Origin of the sequence: Micromonospora sp. WMMA1998, from assembly GCF_027497375.1 — a bacterium.
In the GTDB taxonomy this organism is placed as follows: Bacteria; Actinomycetota; Actinomycetes; order Mycobacteriales; family Micromonosporaceae; genus Micromonospora; species Micromonospora sediminicola.
The window spans coordinates 4164612-4179286 of record NZ_CP114911.1; the positions used below are offsets into that span (position 1 = coordinate 4164612).

At 73.1% G+C, this 14675-nt stretch carries 15 protein-coding genes, 1 tRNA gene and 1 pseudogene; 10 read left to right on the forward strand and 7 right to left on the reverse strand.

The window, feature by feature from the left end:
• Positions 1-122: 122 nt before the first annotated feature.
• Positions 123-998: pseudogene (locus O7600_RS18875) on the reverse strand (hypothetical protein); the annotation flags it as partial.
• A gap of 114 nt (positions 999-1112) precedes the next feature.
• Between O7600_RS18875 and O7600_RS18880 the strand changes: the two are divergent.
• The gene (locus tag O7600_RS18880) at positions 1113-1784 is read left to right on the forward strand and encodes a PASTA domain-containing protein (RefSeq protein ID WP_281589152.1); all 672 of its coding nucleotides are present in this window, start codon (positions 1113-1115) and stop codon (positions 1782-1784) included.
• Between the two features lie 112 nt (positions 1785-1896).
• A complete protein-coding gene (locus O7600_RS18885) occupies positions 1897-2754 on the forward strand; it encodes a PASTA domain-containing protein (RefSeq protein ID WP_281589154.1) in 858 nt (285 codons plus the stop codon).
• Positions 2755-2757: 3 nt separating this feature from the next.
• Here the strand turns inward: O7600_RS18885 and O7600_RS18890 are convergent, their stop codons facing one another.
• Positions 2758-3207 carry a hypothetical protein gene (locus O7600_RS18890; protein ID WP_281589156.1) on the reverse strand — a complete coding sequence of 150 codons (450 nt, stop codon included), beginning with the start codon at positions 3205-3207 and terminating at the stop codon, positions 2758-2760.
• A gap of 99 nt (positions 3208-3306) precedes the next feature.
• Positions 3307-3594 (reverse strand): hypothetical protein, encoded by a 288-nt coding sequence (locus tag O7600_RS18895; RefSeq protein ID WP_091566115.1) that lies wholly within the window; start codon positions 3592-3594, stop codon positions 3307-3309.
• A gap of 620 nt (positions 3595-4214) precedes the next feature.
• Here O7600_RS18895 and O7600_RS18900 point away from each other — a divergent pair.
• The 3 genes from O7600_RS18900 (at position 4215) to O7600_RS18910 (ending at position 5828) form a co-directional block, all read left to right on the forward strand.
• A complete protein-coding gene (locus O7600_RS18900) occupies positions 4215-5096 on the forward strand; it encodes a helix-turn-helix transcriptional regulator (RefSeq protein WP_281589159.1) in 882 nt (293 codons plus the stop codon).
• On the forward strand, positions 5066-5287 hold the full coding sequence (locus O7600_RS18905) for a DUF397 domain-containing protein (protein ID WP_099163142.1): 222 nt from the start codon (positions 5066-5068) through the stop codon (positions 5285-5287). The genes O7600_RS18900 and O7600_RS18905 overlap by 31 nt, the downstream gene beginning before the upstream one ends.
• A gap of 148 nt (positions 5288-5435) precedes the next feature.
• The gene (locus O7600_RS18910; protein ID WP_281589162.1) at positions 5436-5828 is read left to right on the forward strand and encodes a hypothetical protein; all 393 of its coding nucleotides are present in this window, start codon (positions 5436-5438) and stop codon (positions 5826-5828) included.
• Here the strand turns inward: O7600_RS18910 and O7600_RS18915 are convergent.
• The 4 genes from O7600_RS18915 to O7600_RS18930 all read right to left on the reverse strand — a co-directional run bounded on the left by O7600_RS18915 (position 5796) and on the right by O7600_RS18930 (position 8728).
• Entirely contained in the window at positions 5796-6404 is a 609-nt protein-coding gene (locus O7600_RS18915; protein ID WP_281589164.1) for a hypothetical protein, read from the reverse strand. The two genes, O7600_RS18910 and O7600_RS18915, sit on opposite strands and share 33 nt — an antisense overlap.
• Before the next feature lie 254 nt (positions 6405-6658).
• On the reverse strand, positions 6659-7480 hold the full coding sequence (locus O7600_RS18920) for a WecB/TagA/CpsF family glycosyltransferase (protein ID WP_281589166.1): 822 nt from the start codon (positions 7478-7480) through the stop codon (positions 6659-6661).
• Positions 7462-8571: an NAD-dependent epimerase/dehydratase family protein gene (locus tag O7600_RS18925; protein ID WP_172967882.1), complete on the reverse strand. Its 1110-nt coding sequence runs from the start codon at positions 8569-8571 to the stop codon at positions 7462-7464. The genes O7600_RS18920 and O7600_RS18925 overlap by 19 nt, the downstream gene beginning before the upstream one ends.
• Before the next feature lie 71 nt (positions 8572-8642).
• A tRNA-Leu gene (locus O7600_RS18930) sits at positions 8643-8728 on the reverse strand.
• 209 nt (positions 8729-8937) lie between these two features.
• On the opposite strand from O7600_RS18930, the gene O7600_RS18935 reads away from it, so the two are divergent.
• The 5 genes from O7600_RS18935 (at position 8938) to O7600_RS18955 (ending at position 14675) form a co-directional block, all read left to right on the forward strand.
• Positions 8938-9726: a DUF3662 and FHA domain-containing protein gene (locus tag O7600_RS18935; RefSeq protein WP_026267912.1), complete on the forward strand. Its 789-nt coding sequence runs from the start codon at positions 8938-8940 to the stop codon at positions 9724-9726.
• A gap of 6 nt (positions 9727-9732) precedes the next feature.
• Positions 9733-10224: an FHA domain-containing protein gene (locus O7600_RS18940; protein WP_281589170.1), complete on the forward strand. Its 492-nt coding sequence runs from the start codon at positions 9733-9735 to the stop codon at positions 10222-10224.
• Positions 10221-11654: a PP2C family serine/threonine-protein phosphatase gene (locus O7600_RS18945; RefSeq protein ID WP_281589171.1), complete on the forward strand. Its 1434-nt coding sequence runs from the start codon at positions 10221-10223 to the stop codon at positions 11652-11654. Before O7600_RS18940 ends, O7600_RS18945 begins: the two co-directional genes overlap by 4 nt.
• Positions 11655-11793: 139 nt before the next feature.
• Positions 11794-13173, forward strand: coding sequence for an FtsW/RodA/SpoVE family cell cycle protein (locus O7600_RS18950; RefSeq protein WP_281594198.1), 1380 nt, complete (start codon positions 11794-11796; stop codon positions 13171-13173).
• On the forward strand, positions 13170-14675 hold the full coding sequence (locus O7600_RS18955; RefSeq protein ID WP_281589173.1) for a penicillin-binding transpeptidase domain-containing protein: 1506 nt from the start codon (positions 13170-13172) through the stop codon (positions 14673-14675). Before O7600_RS18950 ends, O7600_RS18955 begins: the two co-directional genes overlap by 4 nt.

The following is a 14675-nucleotide window of genomic DNA, read 5'->3' on the forward strand; positions in this document are numbered from 1 at the left end:
GACGTGGACTCCGACCCGGTGACGTCGGTCCGCCCCGCCTGCGGATACCCGGCGAGGGTCGACGCCGGATCCGGCTCCCCGGCGCGCTGGCGGGGCACCGACACCGGCGGGCGATCGTTGGCTCGGCGGTCGGCCCGCTGGGCGAGCGCGGCCACCAGGACCGAGCCGGCCAGGCCGGCGATGACCGCGTACGGGGCGATCAGGTGGGCGGACAGCTGCTCGGCGGCGATCCCGGCGAGTCGCGGCACGGCCAGCAGGTAGGCCAGCGCGACCAGCAGCGGGCCGGCCGCGCCGGACGCCGTCGCGCCGACCCGAGCCTGCGGGTCGCGGACCGCGCGGCGGGCGGCCAGCAGACCGATCACCAGGGCGGAGCCCAGGGAGAGCAGGGCCCCGGGCCAGTAGAAGTAGTCCCGGATCCAGAATTCGGCCCGGTCCGCGCTGATCTGCCAGATGCCGAGCTGGGCGGTGCTGAGGCCACGGCCGGACAGCACGCCGTCGACCACCGACACCACGGCGAGCAGCCAGAGCCAACCGGTGGTGGCGATCAGGTTGGTGGCGGCGGCGCGGGTGTGCAGCGCCCAGGTCGCCAGCAGCACCCCGAGCACCAGACCGACGGCCGCGTACGTCGCCGCGACGGTCTGCGGCGAGGACGTGTCGGGCACCCGGGCCGCCCGGGCCGGCACCGCCACCAGCAGCACCGTGACCAGCGCGCCGGCGCCGGCGGCGAGCGCGAGACCGAGTCGGGGCAGGGTGCCCACCGGTTCGTCGCCGCCACCCCGCAGTCGTTGGGCGCAGACCGCGCCGGCGATGACCGAGGTCGCCGCGATCCAGGTGGCCCAGGCGAGACTCGCCACCCAGGCCGCCTCGACGCGCACCGAGCCGGTCGGCGCCCAGTTGATGATGCCCAGCCCGTAGCCGAAGCCGAGCTGCGCGGCGCCCGCACCGGCGGCGACGCCGAGTGCGGCGGCGGTCGATCCTCCCCAGCCCCGTCTGGCCATGCGGGGCAGCGTAGCGTCCCGAGGTCGCCCCGGCGAGTCGTGGGATCCGGCGACCGGTCGCGGACGGTTTGGCGACACCGGCTACGGTCGCCGACGAACGAGGCGGGGGACGCGATGACGGACGATCGACAGCCGGTACGCGACGACGGGACCGGCCCGGGGCGTACCCGGCTCTTTCTCGGCGGCGCTCTGGCGGTGGTCCTGCTGGCGGTGATCGGGGCCAGCGGCGGCTGGGTGCTCGCCGGTGAGCCGGACCCGCCCGCCGCCTCCTCCGGGTCCACGCCGACCGGTGCCGTGCCGACGTCCGCCCCACCGGAGACGCCGAGCGCACCGTCCCCCCGGCCCGCCGACGACCGCCCCAGCGGTCCGCGGCGTACCCCGTCCGGCCTCACCGTGCCGGATCTGGTCGGCGCCGACTTCGCGCGGGCCCGGCAGGAGTTGCGCGACCGCCGGCTCGGCTGGCGGCTGGTGTTCGGCGCCGGCTCCGGTCGTACCGTCGAGCGGACCTCGCCGGGCCCCGGCGAGCCGGTCAAGCGCGGCGTCACGGTCACCGTCTGGGTCGCCGGGCCGGCCCCGGCCGTCACCGTGCCGGAGGTCGGCGCCCTGTCCTGCGCCGACGCGGCGGACGACCTGGTGGAGGCGGGGCTGTATCCGCGCTACCGCAGCGGCCGGCAGGGGCCGGTCACCGGGCAGGAACCGGCCGCCGGCAGCGCCGCCCGGTGGAACGACCAGATCGCGCTCACCTGCGGGGACGCGCCGACCGCGAGTCCGTCGCCCACTCCCTGACGACGGGCTCGGGCAGCACGGCGCGCTGATGCGGGCCGGCATGGCCGCGGACCGCTACCGTGGACGATCGAGGGCCGTGTGCCCCCGTCCCGGTGGGGAAAGGACGTGTGCCATGAGCGACGACCGTCAGGATCCACCCGCCGGTGACGCGGACGCCACCCGGGCGCTGCCCCCGCACGGGGGCGACGCCGACGCCACCCGCGCCATGCCGCGGGGAGCGGGCGGCGAGGACGCCGACGCCACCCGCGCGATGCCCCGGAACCCGGGCGCGGCCGGCGACGATCCCGACGCGACGCGGGCGGTGCCCGGCGGGGCGGACGGGGACGCCACCCGGCCGCTGCCCGGCGGGGGTCGCCGGCCGCTGGACGCCACCACCCGCCAGGAACCGGTCGGCGGCGCGGCCTGGTCCGGGCGCGCCGGCGTGCCACCGCCACGACCGGCCGGCTACCCCGAGCCGGGCGCCGAGTGGTACGGCGACGAGCAGGCCGGACGCCGCTGGTGGATGCCGATCCTGCTGGGCATCCTGGCGCTGGTCCTGCTCGGTCTGATCGCGGCCGGCGTGTGGCTGGCGCTGCGTGCCGCCGAGCGGAACGACGGTCCGGGCCCGACGCCGTCGGCGGTGCCCAGCACCTCGGCGCGGACCAGCGCCGCGCCGACCAGCGCGTCGCCGAGCAGTTCCCCGCCGAGCACGCCCCCGACCACGACTCCGCCCGCCGAGGTGCCGATGCCGCCGCTGGTCGGGCTGCCCGAGTCCGCCGCCCGGGCGGCGCTGGACCGGTTGGGTGTCGACTACCGGGTGCAGCGTCGGCCGTCGGACCGACCGGCCGGCACGGTGATCGCCACCGACCCGGAGGCCGGTTACTCCGTCGGCGACGGCGACCGGGTCACGCTCGTGGTGGCCGCGGCGGCCCCGCCCACCACCCGCGCGACCACGCCGAGTTCCGCGCCGGCGACCACCACCACACCCTGACGGTCACCACTGCCGGCGTCGGGTGCCCACCAGGCCGAGCCCGGCGAGCGAGATGGCGAGCCCGAGCAGGCCGGAATAGAACAGTGACCGGCTGAGGTCGGTCGAGTCGGTGGGGCGGTCCGCGAGCGCGCCCTCCCCGGCCCCGGAGCCCGCCTGATCATCGTCGGTGTCGTCCGCCGTCGCCGACCCGGCCCCGTCCCGCTCGTCCTCGTCCGGCTCGTCCCCGTACGGCTCGGCCTCCACCGGCTCGCCGACCGACCGCGCGCCCTCGCCGGCCACGGTGATCTCCGGGGCGGGCACGGGTTCGGCGAGTTGCTGGGTGGCGGAGAAGGCCGGATGGCGGACCGCGAGCGCGAGCACGGTGGCGAGGCCGAGGAAGAGGAAGAGCCCGAAGGCATAGCCGACACGGGACCGGTGGTGCCGCCGCGCGGCGGGCAGATTGACCATGACCATCCCAGGTTCAGGGTCCGTGGCGCGCGGGGTGGAACGGTGCCGGGGTGGGCGTACCGATTCTATGGCGGCGGCACGCCCTCCCGACCGGGAATCGTGAGGTCAGCCCACCCGGACCGGAGTCCGGACCACCGGACGTCGGGCCGTCCGTACGGTGTGCTGACGAGGGGCCGGTGCGGCCTGGACCTGCCGCAACCCCTCCTGAAGTACGAAGATCGACCGTCGGTTGACCGCGTCCCCCGCCGCGTTCAACTCGTAGCCGTCGAGCCAGAGCCAACCGTCGTAGGTCGGCCAGTCGAGCACCCGGATCACCCGGAACATGATCGGTCGGAAGAACTGGACACTCGCCGCGCGAGTCACGTGCAGTACGTCACCGGAGCGGGGAAGCACATGGGCTCCTGGGAAGGTTCGGCCGGCGGTTTCGGGCCGGCGAGACGGAACGGGGTCGGTGCGGTCCGGTGACGGGGGGTCTACCTCGGTGGACCGGCGGTCGGTGGGTCGGTGCTGGTCGGGCCGTACCCGCGGTGGCGGACCGCCACCCGACCATCACCCGGCTGCTCCCGGTTACCGCTCCCGCCGCCGCAGCCGAGCCGGCGTGCAGCGGCGGGGTCTTCACCCCGGGGCAGGTCTCGCGGCGCGGGACGGCTCCCCTCCGGCCGTCCCACGGACCGTGGTGTCACCACGCCCGGAGATCATGCGAAGACGGTGAGTAACCCGTGCCATACCGACAGAGTGCATCAGCGACCTGCCGGATGCAAGTTGCACGTCGACTTTTGCCGATAGGTGAGGGGGACACGTGAACGGGGCGCTTGAACCCTCAGGTACCCAAACGGCACACTGGACGCCGGTTTCGCCCGTCGCGGCCGGTCGACGACCGGCACCACCCCTGCCGCGAACGCTCGCCCGCCGCCCCCGGGTCGCGCCCACGGCGGGTGCCGAACCGGGGCGCGACCGACCGGAGGTAGCCGGGTGTCTGTGAGTCCTGGTCCCGCGAGCCGGTGGGCGGCGTCATGAGTGAACGGCGCAGCCCGACCATCCGCCGGCGCCGGCTGGGTGCGGAACTCCGCCGGCAGCGGGAGGCCGCCGGCATCACCATCGAGGTGGTCGCCGAGCAACTGGAGTGTTCGGCGTCCAAGATCTCCCGGATCGAGACCGGCCACACCACCGCGACGCCCCGCGACGTACGGGACATGCTCCGGATCTACGGGGTGGTCGGCGCGGAGAGCGACGAGCTGGTGCAGATCGCCCGCGAGGCCCGGCAGAAGGGCTGGTGGCATCCCTACAGCACCGTGCTCGTCGGGGCGTACGTCGGCCTGGAGGCCGCGGCCAGCTCGATCCGCGCGTACGAGCAGCAGGTCGTGCCGGGGCTGCTGGAGACCGAGGAGTACGCCGGGGCGATGATCCGCGCCGCCCGGCCGGACTTCACCGCCGAACAGGTCGAACAACGGGTGCGTGTCCGACTGGGCCGTCAGTCGTTGTTGACCCAGGACGATCCGGTCGATCTGTGGGTGGTGCTCGATGAGGCGGTGCTGAGCCGGCCGGTGGGCGGCGACGCGGTGATGCGTGGCCAGCTCAAGCGGCTGGTGGAGGTGGCCCAGCTGCCGAACGTGACGGTGCAGGTCCTGCCCTTCGAGGTGGGCGCGCACGCCGGCATGGACGGCACCTTCACCATCCTCAGCTTCCCCGAACCGAGTGATCCCGATGTCGTGTACGCGGAGAACGCCACGGGTGGGCTCTTCCTGGAGAAGAGCGACGAACTGCAGAAGTACAGCTTCATCTTCGATCACATTCGAGCAGCGGCCATACGCCCGGAGGAATCCATCGCACACATCGCGAAACTGGCAGAGGAGCCACTGTGGAAATGGCGACCAAGGAGTTCCCCGTGGACCTGACGCAGGCGACGTGGTTCAAGAGCTCGAAGAGCGGGCCGAACTGCGACAACTGTGTCGAGGTCGCGTACGTGACCGGGGCGGTCGGAGTGCGGGACTCGAAGGACAAGGCCGGCCCGGCCCTGGTCTTCGCCCCGGGCGACTGGCACGCCTTCGTCGCCCGCGCCAGGGGCGGTGCGTTCGGCCGGAGCTGATCGTCACCGAAAGCGTGGTCCCGCCCGGCAGCGTCGCCGGGCGGGACCGTTTCGTTCGCGCGCCGGCCGGTGCCGGCCACCCGTCGCCAGTTCCGTTCCGCCTCGTTGAACCGCACGGATCGGCAACCGAACGAGGCAGGCGAGACGGATGACGACGATCGGTTCAGAGAACCTCACCAGCGGCCCGGGAAAGCCGGAGCGGTTCGGTGGCAAATACCGCGGGGCGCGCCGGGACACCGTCCTCACCGAGGTGGTCTCCACCGAGGGCGAGGAGATGGCCACCGCGCCGGAGCAGTCCGCCGGGCCACTCTCCCTGCCGTCGCTCGACCCCAACCCGCTCACCGAGCCGTCCTTCCCGCCCAGCGGTTGGCCGATGGAGCAGCAGGAGTCCCTGGTGGACCACCCGCTCCTGCGCGGCCTGCTGATGGAGCTGCCCCCGAAGGGCAGCGTCCCCCCGCCCGGCTGGCTGGACCGCTGGTTCGAGGCGACCCGGGCGATCCTGGAACTGCTATACGTGCAGGGCGCCGGCCGGACGCGCTGACACCGCCGTCGCCCGCGCGGGCGGCAACGCCCGCTCGGCGAGCCGGTTGTGCCGCAACGCGTGCCGTACCCCGATCGCGGACACCGCGAGCACGGCGACCGTGATCGCCGGGCCGGCCAGGCCCGGTGCGGCGAAGAGGTCGACCCCGGCGGCCGGGAGCACGGCGACGAGCACCGCGAGCGCGGTCGCCTGCAACGGCAGCGGGATCAGCGGGTGCGCGGCGGCGGCCCGCAGACCGTGCGGGGCCGGGATCCCGGGCGCCGCCGCGAAGGCACCCGCGCCGGCCCGCACCCGCCGGACCCGGCGTACCGTGCAGGCCGCGACGACCGCCGCCGGGACGGCAGCGACGGCGAGACCGGCGGCGGCCCGGTCGACCGCCGTGTCGCCGGCGCTCTGCAGGCCCGCGGCCAGGACCGCCGCGGTGAGCACGAGGCCGGTCAGCACCAGGGCGGACAACCATCCGGTACGCCGACGCAGCGCCCGGGCCCGGTCCAGCCCGGGCAGGCCCTCGGCGACCAGGCCGGCGGCCAGCCAGACGGCGGCGACGGGAAGCAGCACGGCGAGACGGTCATCCATGGACCCAGCCTTGCCCAGTTCGACGCCCGCCGAATCGGGGACGGCCCCCCGGTTCCCCCGGTACGCGTTCCCGTAGGGGTCATCGCGCCGGCGTTATGGCGGTTCCGGAATGTTCACAGTGGTCGTGCCGGCGACCTAGCATCGTGTCGACCGGTCTCCCGGAGCCTCACCCGGGCGACCGTCACCACCGCAGCCAACCTCTCCCACCGGCGTCCGGCGGTCCCCCTCACGGGTGGCCGCCGGACGTCGTCGGGTCAGACGTCGAAGGTGGCGGGGCGGCCGGTGGCCGGCGCCGGCGGGGTGGCCTTCCACAGGCCGGTCTTCTGCGCCGCCAACCGGGCCAGGTAGGCCGGGTTGAGGATGACGTAGCGGCGCCACAGCCGCTTCGGCTCCAGGCCGAGCCGCCAGAACCACTCCAGCCCGGCGCGCTGCATCCACGGGGGCGGATTGCGCAGCAGGCCGGCGTGGTAGTCGAACGCCGCGCCGACCGCCATCAGCGGCATGTCCAGCAGCGGCCGCATCGCGTACGCGAAGACCTCCTGCCGGGGGCAGCCCAGCCCGACCAGGACGAGGCGGGCGCCGCTGGCCCGGATCCGGTCGGCGATCTCGGCGTCCTCGCCCGCCGTGACCGCGCGGAACTTGGACGGCTCCACGCCGGCGATCTTCAGCGCCGGGAACCGGCGCTCCAGTGCCGGGACCAGGCGGGCCAGCGTCTCCTCGGTGGAGCCGTAGAGGTAGACGGGCAACCCTTCGTCGGCGAACCGGGACAGCACGCGCAGCGTCAGCTCCGGCCCGTAGACGCGGTCGGTGAGGCCGGCGCCGTGCAGCAGGTTGAGCGCCCAGCGCACCGGCTGCCCATCGGGGGTCACCACGTCGAACGAGTTGAGCCGGGCGTTGTGCGCCGGGTCGAGCACCCCGGTCATCACGCCGTGCACGGCCAGCGCGGTCAGCGCCATCGGGCGGCGCTCGTGCGCGGCCGCGACCACCGCCTCGGTGGCCCGGGCGTAGTCGGTCGCGTCGACCCCGACGCCGAGCACGTTGCGCTTGGTGTCGCCGGTCATGGCTTCGGCACCCACTTGTCGACGTTCGCCTCGTAGATCTCCCGGAGGATCATCGGCACGTCGTAGGTGATCTTCCAGGCCGGGTAGTGCTCCTCGAAGCGGGCCATGCTGCTGACGTACCACTGGTGGTCGCCGGTGCGGGCCTGCTCGACGTAGTTGATCTGCGCCTCGCGGCCGGTGATCTCCTGGGCGATCCGGAACGCCTCGATGTGCGAGGTGTTCGAGTGCCGGCCGCCGCCGAGGTTGTAGACCTGGGCGGAGCGCGGCTCGCGGAAGAACGCCTCGAACGCGGTCAGCACGTCCCGGGAGTGGATCGCGTCCCGGACCATCTTTCCCTTGTAGCCGAAGAGGTTGTAGGTCCGGCCCTCCATCACGCACCGCATCAGGTACGCCAGGAAGCCGTGCAGCTCGGCCGCGGAGTGCGCCGGCCCGGTCAGCGTCCCGCCCCGGAAACAGGCGGTCTTCATGTCGAAGTACCGGCCGTACTCCTGGACCATCACGTCCGCCGCCACCTTCGAGGCGCCGAAGATCGAGTGCAGCGACTCGTCGATCGACATGTCCTCGGTGATGCCGTCGTACCAGTGGTGGTCCTCGGGCAGCTCGTAGCGGGTCTCCAGCTCGACCAGCGGGAGCGAGTTCGGCCGGTCGCCGTAGACCTTGTTGGTGGAACAGTGGATGAACGGCGCGTCGATCGCGTGCCGCCGGGTGTTCTCCAGCACGTTGAGCGTGCCGCCGGCGTTCACGTCGAAGTCGGTGTACGGCTCCTTCGCGGCCCAGTCGTGGCTCGGCTGCGCCGCGCTGTGGATCACCACGGCGATGTCCCGGCCGTACCGCTTGAAGACCTGCTCCAGGCCGTCCCGGTCGCGGATGTCCACCGCGTGGTGGGTGTACGCGGTGCCGAGGTCGGCGGCGAGGCGGTCGAGGCTCCAGGCGGTCGAGCCGTCCTCACCGAAGAAGTACCGCCGCATGTCGTTGTCGATGCCGACCACGTCGAGACCCAGCCCGGCGAAGTGCCGGGCCGCCTCGGAGCCGATCAGACCGCCCGAACCGGTCACCAACGCGACACTCACACGCCACTCCTGGTCCATAGGAGGCAGGGAAACCATCGGAGCATAGCGTGACGTCCGGTACGCCCCGATACGGCGCGAGGGCCCCGCATCCTGCGGAGCCCTCGTTCTGGTGGGGATGGGGGGAGTTGAACCCCCACGTCCTTTCGGACACACGGACCTGAACCGTGCGCGTCTGCCATTCCGCCACATCCCCGTGGCACGACCCGCAACACCATATCGCACCCCGCGCCCGCCATCTGCGGCGGGTGCCGGGACATATTACGCTGTCCACTGGTCACGCCACGAACGATCACCGCTCGTGGCGGGCGAAACTGTAGCACGCTCGCGGGCCTGGTCACGAACGGGCCGACGGCAGCCGGCCGAGCGGCGTGTGAGCTGCGGAGGCGGTGTCCGGATACCATCATTGCCTCGGGACCCGAGGAGGAGCCGGTGAGCGTGCTGCAACGCTTCGAGAAGCGTCTGGAAGGCCTGGTCGAGGGGGCCTTCGCCAAGGTCTTCAAAGGGGTGGTCCACCCCGTGGAGATCCTCAACGCCATGCAGCGGGAGGCCGAGGCGCACAAGGCGATCCTGGCCGGTGGGCGCACGTTGGTGCCCAACCGCTACGTGATCGATCTCTCGCCCTACGACCACAGTCGGCTGGCGCCGTACGCCGCCGCGCTGGCCCAGGAGCTGGCCCAGTCGCAGGCGGAGTTCATCGGCGAGCAGGCCTGGACGGTCTACGGCGACGTGATCGTCGAGGTCGAACGTGGTGAGGGGCTGGACACCGGCATGTTCCGGGTCACCGCCGAGGTCTACACCGGCGGCGACGTCGCCCCGGTCTCGGCCCCGGGCGGCTACGACGCCGGCCCGGCCTACCCGGCGTACGACCAGGGCGGCGGCTACGGTCCCCCGCCCGGCCACGGCGGCGGCCGCAACGTCCGCCTGGTCTCCGGCGACGGCCGCACCTACCCGTTGCAGATGGGCTCGACCGTGATCGGCCGGGGCGACCAGGCCAACCTGCGCCTGCCCGACGTCGGCATCTCCCGGCGCCACGCCCGGCTCGACTTCGACGGAGGCCAGGTCGTGCTGACGGACCTGGGCTCCACGAACGGCACGATGGTCAACGGCCAGCGCGTCTCGGCGGTCGCCCTCAACCCGGGCGACATGATCCAGCTCGGCACGACGACGCTGACCTTCCGCGTGGACGGCTGATCCCCGTTGCCGGAGCTCGTCATCACCGTCGCCCGGTTCGGGTTCCTCATCCTGCTGTGGATCTTCGTGTTCACGGTGGTCGGCGTGATCCGTCGGGACCTCTTCGCGGGGGCCCGGTCGGGTCGACTGGTGGCCGCGCCGCGCGGGGTCGGCGCCTCCACCGCAGCGCCGCCGGCGGGAAAGCCGGCGAAGGCCAAGCGGGGTCGGGCCGCCCACCAGCTGGTGGTCACCGCCGGTCAGCTGGCCGGCACCCGGATCACCCTGGGCGAGGCCCAGATCACCATCGGACGGGCGGAGGACTCCACCCTGGTGATCACCGACGACTACGCCTCGGCGCGACACGCCCGGCTCGTGCCGCGTGACGGGCAGTGGTACGTCGAGGACCTCGGATCGACTAACGGCACCTACCTGGATCGCGCTAAGGTCACCGGACCAACCCCCGTCCCCCTCGGCGTGCCGATCCGGATCGGCCGCACTTCCCTCGAATTACGGCCATGACTCTGACCCTGCGCTACGCGGCCCACAGCGACCGCGGTCTGATCCGAGACGGCAACCAGGATTCCGTCTACGCCGGACCGCGGCTGCTCGCCGTTGCCGACGGCATGGGCGGCATGGCCGCCGGTGACGTCGCCAGCAACATCGTCATCGGTGCCATGGCGCCGCTCGACGAGGACGTCCCCGGTGACGCCCTGGTCGACGCGCTCCGCTCCGCCGTGGGCACCGCCAACCAGCAGCTCCGCGACACCGTGGACGCCAACCCGCAGCTGGAGGGGATGGGCACGACGCTCACCGCGACCCTCTTCTCCGGCAGCAAGCTCGGCATGGTCCACATCGGTGACTCGCGGGCCTACCTTCTGCGCAACGGTGAGTTCGCGCAGATCACCAAGGACGACACCTACGTCCAGATGCTCGTCGACGAGGGCCGGATCAGCGCCGAGGAGGCGAGCAGCCACCCCCAGCGCTCGCTGCTCACCCGCGCGCTGGACGGCCGCGACATCGACCCGGAGTACAGCGTCCGCCAGGTGCTGCCCGGCGACCGCTACCTGATCTGCTCCGACGGGCTCTCCGGCGTGGTCAGCGCGGACACCATCGGTGACACCCTGCGGGAGTACACCGACCCGCAGCAGTGCGTGGAACGCCTGGTGCAGCTCGCGCTGCGCGGCGGCGGTCCGGACAACATCACGGTGATCATCGCCGACGCCACCGACCGCGACATCGTCGAGGCGTCCCCGATCGTCGGCGGCGCCGCCGCCCGGGACCGGGGCATGGCGACCTCCGCCGACGACTCCACCCCGGCGGCCCGCGCGTCGGCGTTGTCCGCGCCCCGGCCGCCCGCTCCGGAGGAGCCGGTCGACACTCGCGACGACGAGCCCGAGCGACGCCGGCGGCACCCGCTGCGCACCGCCGCGATGGCGCTCGCGCTGGCGGTCATCGTCGCCGGCGGCGTCTTCGGCGGCTGGAGCTACACCCAGCGGCAGTTCTACGTCGGCGCCACCGACGACGGTCAGCTCGCGGTCTTCCGCGGCGTGCCCGGGCAGGTCGCCGGGCTCGACCTGTCGAACGTGCACGAGCGCAGCCCGGCGCGGCTCGACGACCTGACGTTGGCCGCGCAGGAGCGGGTGAAGCAGGGCATCCAGGCCAAGAGCGAACCGGACGCCGAGCGCCGGCTGGCCGAGCTGACCAGCGACGACCCGGCCAACCCGAACCTCAAGCCGCTCTGCCCGCCCGCTCCGACGGCCGGTTCGGTCAGCCCGACCCCGGTGACGACGGCCGGAGCGCTGACCCCGGTCATCACCGGCAGCGCCGTCCCGCCGACCCCGGCGGCCGGCACGCCGACGCCCACGCCGACGTCGACCACCACGCCCGACGCCGTACCCTCCGACACCGTCGCGCCGGCCGACCCCGCCGGCTGCCGGTCGCCGGAGTGAGTGTCGGCTCGATCCTGAGGACGCATCCGTGACCGCAGCCGCCGTACCGGCAGCCTCGCCCGCCTCGACGGGCGAGCAGTCCGGCGTACGCCTGGCCCGGTCCCGGCGTAACGCCGAGCTGTCCCTGCTCCTGCTCGCCATGGTGCTGGTGGCGGCGTACGCGGCGATGATCGAGGCGAAGGCGCTGGACACGGTCACCCCGGACTTCTGGATCCCGGCCGCCGCGCTGGGACTGGTCTTCCTGGGGCTGCACCTGGTGATCCGCTGGCTGGCGCCGTACGCCGATCCGGCCCTGCTGCCGGCGGTGGCGCTGCTCAACGGCATCGGCGTCGGCTTCCTGCGCCGGTACGACCTGGCGCAGGCCGCCCCGGCGGAGCGGGCGGACCTGGCCATCTTCGCCGGCACCGGCGGCCGCCAGCTCGCCTGGACGCTCGCCGCGGTGGTGCTCGCCGCCGCTCTGCTGGCGATCCTGCGCGACCACCGCTCGCTCTCGCGCTACGCATACACCCTGGGCCTGGCCGGCATCGTGCTGGTGATGATCCCGGCAGTGCTGCCGGGGCGGTTCTCCGAGATCAACGGCGCGAAGCTGTGGATCCGGGTCGGCGGGTTCCAGATCCAGCCGGGTGAGTTCGCCAAGCTGGCCCTGCTCACGTTCTTCGCCTACTACCTGGTGCGCAAGCGCGAGGTGCTCTCGCTGGCCAGCCGGCGGGTGCTCGGCATCGACTTCCCGCGTGGGCGCGACCTCGGCCCGGTCCTGGTGGTCTGGCTGGTCAGCATCCTGGTGCTGGTCTTCGAGAAGGACCTGGGCACGTCGCTGCTCTACTTCGGCATGTTCGTGGTGACGCTCTACATCGCCACCGAGCGGGTCAGTTGGCTGCTCATCGGTCTGATCCTGTTCTTCGGCGGCGCCTACCTGGCATACGTGCTGGGCAGCACGGTGGGCGGGCCGTTCGCCAACTTCTACGACCGGGCGCAGATCTGGCTCGACCCGTTCGCCGAGCCGTACGACCGGGGCTACCAGCTGGTCCAGGGCCTGCTCACGCTCGGCACCGGTGGCCTGTTCGGCGCCGGTCCGGGTGGAGGCCAGCCGACGCTGCTGCCCGAGGTGCAGACCGACTTCATCTTCGCCGGCATCGGTGAGGAGATCGGCCTGTTCGGCCTCTCCGCGCTGCTGGTGGTCTACCTGCTGATCGTCGAGCGGGGCCTGCGCGCCGCGCTGGCGGTGCGGGACTCGTTCGGCAAGCTGCTCGCCGGCGGCCTGGCGTTCACCCTGGGTCTCCAGGTCTTCGTGATCGTCGGCGGGATCAGCAAGCTCATCCCGCTGACCGGCCAGACCACCCCGTTCCTGTCCGCCGGTGGCTCCTCGCTGATGGCGAACTGGCTGCTGATCGCGGTGCTGCTGCGGGTGTCCGACGGCGCCCGCCGGCCGGTCACCGGCGGGGGTGGCCCGGCGGCGCGCCCCGCCGGCGGGCCGCCGGAGCAGCTGCACGGCGCCCCGACGGAGGTGATCCGGCCGTGAACGCACCCCTGCGCCGCGTCGGTGTGGTCGTGATGGTCCTGTTCGGGCTGCTCTTCGCGAACCTGAACTGGATCCAGGCCTACAAGGCCGACGAATACCGCACCAGCGACTACAACGGTCGGGTCCAGGTCGCCGAGTACGACCGTAAGCGCGGCAACATCGAGGTCGGCGGCACCGCGTACGCGGTCAGCAAGGAGACCGGCGGTGAGCTGAAGTTCCAGCGCACCTATCCGGGTGGGAAGACGTACGCGCACGTGCTCGGCTGGAAGCCGGTCAACGGCGGCGCCAGCGGCATCGAGCGGGTGGAGAACGACTTCCTCGCCGGCACCAGCGACGCGCTCATCGCCAACCGGATCAAGGACATGTTCACCGGTGACGAGACCGGTGGCGGCAACGTGCTGCTGACCCTCTCCAAGCGGGCCCAGGAGACGGCGTACAAGCAGCTCAACGACAACCAGGTGGGTGCCACCAAGGGCGCGGCGATCGCGATCGACCCGCGTACCGGGGCGGTGCAGGCGCTGGTCTCCATGCCCAGCTTCGACCCGAACCCGCTGGCCAGCCACGACAGCACGGAGGCCGACCGGGCCTACAACGCGCTGGAGAAGGACAAGGACCGGCCACTGGCCAACCGGGCGCTGTCCGAGGTGCTGCCGCCCGGCTCCACCTTCAAGATCGTCATGGCCGCCGCGGCGTTGGAGAACGGCATCGGCCAGCAGACCCAGATCCCCGCGGGACGCAGCTACACCGCGCCGGGCGCGGGCGTGCCGATCCGCAACGCCGCCGAGTCCATCTGCCCCGAGGCGCAGGTGACCCTGCGGGAGGCGGTGACCGAGTCCTGCAACACCGGCTTCGCCCAGCTCGGCGTCCGGCTCGGCGCGGACAAGGTCAAGGAGAAGGCCCGGCAGTTCGGCTTCGAGCAGGAGGACCTCGCGGTCGGGCAGGACGGCGACGGCGGCCTCCCGGTCGCGGCCAGCCGCACCGGCGACATGCAGAACCCCGACGGCAGCACCGACCCGGCCGCGCTGGCCCAGTCCTCGATCGGCCAGAACAACGTGCGGATGACGCCGTTGCAGGGCGCGCTGATCGCCGCCGCGGTGGCCAACGACGGCAGCCAGATGCGCCCGTACCTGGTCAAGCAGCTGCTCGGCCCGGACCGCACCACCGTCTACGACGCCGCCAAGCCGCGCGAGCTGCGCCGCCCGGTCAGCAGCCAGGTGTCGGCGGACCTGCGGTCGATGATGCAGAACGTGGTGAAGGAGGGCACCGGCCAGCGGGCCGCCATCGACGGCTACGTGGTCGGCGGCAAGACCGGCACCGCCCAGTCCGGCCCGGAGACGCCGGACCACGGCTGGTTCATCGGCTTCGCGCTGGCCAAGGACGGCACGCCGCTCTCCGCGGTCTGCGTCGAGCTGGAGCAGGCCGGCAGCGGCGGCAGCGCCGAGGCGGCCCGGATCGCCGGCCGGATCATGGCGGCGGCCATCGCCGACTCCGGGAGGCGCTGA